Consider the following 2,893-nt stretch of genomic DNA (forward strand, 5'->3'; position numbering starts at 1 on the left):
TCAGCGCGGCGTCGGCCTCGCCCACGGCGCGCTGGGCCTGGTCGGCACGGGCCAGCGCCATCGCCCGTTCGCCGGCCAGCGCGCTCTGCTCGGTGCGGGCCAGCGCCGCCTCGCTGGCGCGGATGGTGGGATCAATGGTCTTCAGGCCCGGCGTGTCGAGCGTCGGCGTCTGGCCGGTGGCCTCGGCAGACAGTCGCTGGGCACGGGCATTCAGGGCATCAAGGCTGGCCTGGCCGGCGGCCGCATCAGACGCTCGCAGCACCGGATCGAGCCGGATGAGCAGGTCGCCCTTCTTCACCTGCATGCCGGGCCGCACCCGGATCTCGGCCAGCGTGCCGCCTTCGAGGTTGGACAGGATCTGCAGCTGCGACGCCGGGATCAGCCGGCCGGGCGCGGTGATCGTCACGTCCAGCCGCGCCAGTGCCGCCCACAGCAGCATGATTGTTGAAAAGGCCACGATGGCAAACAGCAGCAGGCTGGGAAAATCCTGCTCCTTCAGGCGGATGGCTTCCAGACGATCGGAAAGCCGGCTCATGATGGCCGGCCCCATTTCTGGCTGGTCCAGCCCACCGGCCCGGTGGGCGGCGGGGTCGGGCGCTCGCGCTCAGGCGTGACTGGTCCCTGGCCCGACAGGGTGCGCAGCACGGCATCGCGCGGGCCATCGGCGGCCACCTTGCCGTTGGCCATCACGATCACCCGGTCCACCAGCTTGAGCATGGCCGGACGGTGGGTAACGAGCAACACAGTGCGGCCGCGCAGTTCCTCGATCAGCCGTTCCACCAGTTGCGCCTCGGCCTGGTTGTCCATGGCGCTGGTCGGCTCGTCGAACACCAGGATGGAGGGCTTGCCGGCCAGCGCGCGGGCGATGGCGATGCCCTGTTTCTGGCCGCCGGACAGGCCTTCGCCGCGATCGGCCAGCATCAGGTCAAAGCCGTTCTCCAGCGCGCCGATGATCTCGTAGGTGCCCGACAGGCGGGCGACGCGCAGCATCTCGGCATCATCGATGCCGGGATCGCGCAAAGTGATGTTGTCGCGGATCGAGCCGGAGAAGAGCGTCACGTCCTGCAGCACGGCGCCAACATTCTGCCTGAGGTCATCAGGGTGGAACTGGCGGATGTCGGCTCCGTCGATCAGCACCTGGCCACTGTCGGGCTGATAGAGGCCCAGCGCCAGCCGGGCGATGGAGGATTTGCCCGAGCCCACCTTGCCGATGATGCCGACCCGTTCGCCAGGCGCGATGCGCAGCGACACGCCGCTGAGCGCCGGCTGGCCCTTGCCGGGATAACGGAAGGTGACATCGGCCAGCTCGATCCCGCCCTTCAGCCACAGCCGGCGCACACTGGCGCTGGCGCCCGGTTCGGCCGGGGTAGACATGAACTGGTTGAGCCGGCCAACGGCGGCGCGTGTCGCCGACAGGCGGGTGAGCAGGCTGGCGACCTGGCCCAGCGGCGCCACGACGCGCCCCGACAGGATGGAGGCGGCGATCAGCGCGCCGGAGGTGAGCGTGCCATCGGCGATCAGGAACACGCCGTGGATGACGGTGCCAACATAGGCGATGGTCTGCGCCGATTGCGCGACGTTGATGGCGACGGCCGACAGGAGCCGGCTCGACAGCGCGCTGCCGGCGTTTTCGGTCGAGGCCTGGTGCCAGCGCGCCTCCAGCATCGGCCCGGCGCGCCCGGCCTTCACGGTTTCGAGGCCCGCTACCGTTTCCACCACGACGCCCTGCTTGGAAAAGCCCTGGCCCAGATTCTCGCGCGCCAGCCGGTCGAGCGCCGGCTGCACGGCCAGGCTGGCCAGCACCACCACCGGCACCATCAGCAGCGGCACCAGCACCAACTGGCCGCCGATCAGCGCGATGACGGCGATGAACAGCAGGGTGAAGGGCAGATCGACGAGTGCCACAAGGGTGGTGGAGGCCAGCGTCTCGCGCACCGTCTCCAGTTCGCGCAGCAGGCCGGAAAAGGCGCCCGAAGAGCCCTGCCGGTCGGCCAGTCGCATGCCCAGCAGGCGCTGGAACATCTGGTCCCCCAGGGCGGCATCGACATCGCGGCCGGCCATGTCCACGAACCAGCCGCGCAGCACGCGCAGGATGAAATCGAACAGCAGCACCACCGCGATGCCCACCGACAGGGCGATCAGCGAGGCGGTAGCGCCGGCCGGCACGATGCGGTTGTAGACCACCATCGAGAACAGCGAAGACGCCAGCGCGAAGATGTTGGTGAACAGCGCCGCCACCGCCGCGCGATAATAGGTGGAGCGGTGAGCGATCAGGGCATCGACCAGCCAGGGCGGCAGCCAGCGGGAGAGGAGATCCTTCATGGCTTCAAGGACGGCCCGACAGTGGCCGGCCTTGAGGGTGCGCCGTCGATCACGTTCAGAAGCGTGCCGCGCCGGGCCAGCAGCAGCCAGCGCGCCACGTCGAGCCGCAGCTCGGCATCGGCCAGCTGCAGACCAGCCTCGAACTGCTCACGCTCGGCGGTCAACAGGTCGAACAGGGTGCCACGCGCGGCGGCAAAGCGCACGGCGAACAGGTCGCGGGCGCGCACTGCGTCGGCATAGGCATTGTGCTGGGAGGGCAGGGCTTCGGCCAGCGCCGTTGCCTGGGCCTCGGCCTCGGCCAATTCGCGGGCGTTTTCCAGCTCAAGACGCTGTGCCAGGAAGCGCGCACGTCGGGCGGTGGCATTCAATTCGGCTACCCGCGCCGCTTCGGCGCCGCCGGTGGAGAAACGCGCCGTCATGCTGACCAGCGCGCGCACGTCATAATCCGGGCGGCCACCGCGCAGCAGATCATAGCTGCTGCCGGTCACGCGCGCGTCGAAGCGCGGCATGCGATCGGCACCGGCAGCGCGCGCGGCAGCGCGACGCGATTCGGCATCGGCGCGGGCGGCGC

At 69.8% G+C, this 2,893-nt stretch carries 2 protein-coding genes and 1 pseudogene; all 3 read right to left on the bottom strand.

The window, feature by feature from the left end; genetic code table 11:
* Positions 1–535, bottom strand: a pseudogene (locus tag GJV64_RS13250) (HlyD family type I secretion periplasmic adaptor subunit); the annotation flags it as partial.
* The gene (locus tag GJV64_RS13255; RefSeq protein ID WP_164157817.1) at positions 532–2,322 is read right to left on the bottom strand and encodes a type I secretion system permease/ATPase; all 1,791 of its coding nucleotides are present in this window, start codon (positions 2,320–2,322) and stop codon (positions 532–534) included. The gene GJV64_RS13255 and the pseudogene GJV64_RS13250, both read right to left, overlap by 4 nt.
* Positions 2,319–2,893: TolC family protein (locus GJV64_RS13260; protein ID WP_164157819.1), on the bottom strand; the 575-nt coding region annotated here is incomplete at its 5' end. The genes GJV64_RS13255 and GJV64_RS13260, both read right to left, overlap by 4 nt.

The organism is Sandarakinorhabdus rubra, from assembly GCF_010994245.1.
GTDB lineage: Bacteria > Pseudomonadota > Alphaproteobacteria > Sphingomonadales > Sphingomonadaceae > Sandarakinorhabdus > Sandarakinorhabdus rubra.

Coding starts and splice junctions, on each gene's coding strand:
- GJV64_RS13255 (WP_164157817.1), bottom strand. CDS start 2,322: ATGAAGGATCTCCTCTCCCGCTGGCTGCCGCCCTGGCTGGTCGATGCC.